This is a genomic window from Variovorax sp. 01T439_2 (assembly GCF_056398445.1).
The window spans coordinates 1-1,502 of record NZ_JBFTPJ010001174.1 but is presented as its reverse complement, the minus strand read 5'-3'; the positions used below and the strand labels follow the sequence as shown (position 1 = coordinate 1,502).

At 68.4% G+C, this 1,502-nt stretch carries 1 protein-coding gene and 1 pseudogene; both read right to left on the bottom strand.

Annotation, left to right across the window (positions count from 1 at the left end; all coding sequences use genetic code 11):
- A partial coding sequence (locus AC1DOC_RS33205) for an acetyl-CoA C-acetyltransferase (protein ID WP_478131514.1) occupies positions 1 to 1,160 on the bottom strand: 1,160 nt, incomplete at its 3' end.
- A 65-nt stretch (positions 1,161 to 1,225) separates the two neighbouring features.
- Positions 1,226 to 1,502: pseudogene (locus AC1DOC_RS33200) on the bottom strand (class I poly(R)-hydroxyalkanoic acid synthase); the annotation flags it as partial.

The following is a 1,502-nucleotide window of genomic DNA, read 5'->3' as shown; positions in this document are numbered from 1 at the left end:
GCCACGCCCATGCCGCCGCCGATGCACAGCGACGCAATGCCCTTCTTCGCGTTCTGGCGCTGCATCTCGTGCAGCAGCGTCACCAGGATGCGGCAGCCGGACGCGCCGATCGGGTGGCCGATGGCAATGGCGCCGCCGTTCACGTTGACCTTGTTCACGTCCCAGCCCATTTCCTTGTTCACCGCGCAGGCCTGCGCCGCGAAGGCCTCGTTGATCTCGAGCAGGTCGAGGTCGGCGGCCTTCCAGCCGGCGCGCTGCAGCGCCTTGGTCGACGCGGGCACCGGGCCCATGCCCATGATCGCCGGATCGAGGCCGGCCGTGGCGTAGCTCGCGATGCGGCCCAGCGGCTTGAGGCCGAGCGCGGCCGCCTTCTTGGCCGTCATCACCATCACGGCGGCGGCGCCGTCGTTCAGGCCCGAGGCATTGCCCGCGGTCACGCCGCCGGCCTTGTCGAACGCGGGGCGCAGGCCCGCCAGGCCTTCGGCGCTGGTCTTGCGATTGATGAACTCGTCCTTGTCGAAGACGATCGGATCGCCCTTCTTCTGCGCAATGCTCACGGGCACGATCTCGTCCTTGAACTTGCCGGCGTCCTGCGCGGCCGCGGCCTTGGTCTGGCTGCCGAGCGCGAGCTCGTCCTGCGCGGAGCGGTCGATGCCGTACTTCTTGGCCACGTTCTCGGCCGTGATGCCCATGTGGTACTGGTTGTAGACGTCCCACAGCCCGTCCACGATCATGGTGTCGACCAGCTTCCAGTCGCCCATGCGCTGGCCGTTGCGCGAATTGGGCAGCACGTGCGGCGCGGCGCTCATGTTCTCCTGGCCGCCGGCAATCACGATCTCGCTGTCGCCCGTGGCCACGGCCTGCGCCGCGAGCATCACGGCCTTCAGGCCCGAGCCGCACACGGCGTTGATGGTGAGCGCCGGCGTCTCCTTGGCGCCGCCGCTCTTGAGCCATGCCTGGCGCGCGGGGTTCTGCCCCGCACCGGCGGCCAGCACCTGGCCCATGATGGCTTCGCCGACCTGGTCGGCCGTGAGATTGGCGCGCGCAATCACTTCCTTGATCACGAGGGCGCCCAGCTCGGTGGCTGCAATGCCGGCGAGCGAGCCGCCGAACTTGCCGACCGCCGTGCGTGCGGCCGAAACGATGACGATGTCTTCCATGAGGTTCTCCGTTGAAGTGATTTGAATTGAAGCGGTGCGGGTAACTCGTGCGTGTGTGTCCGGGATCAGGCCCTGGCCTTGACGTAGCGTCCCGGCGCCGGCTCGATGGCCTTGTAGGCCTTGCCGTTGCCGTAGGCCTTGGGCGCCGGGACCTGCTTGCCCGCATGGCCCTTGAGCCATTGGACCCAGTCGGTCCACCAGCTGCCGGGATGCTCGGTGGCGCCAGCCAGCCATTCGGCCTGGGTCTTGGGGAACTTGCCGTCCTCGCGGATCCAGTGGCTGCGCTTTTTCTTCGCGGGCGGATTGATCACGCCGGCGATGTGGCCCGAGGCGCCCATGACG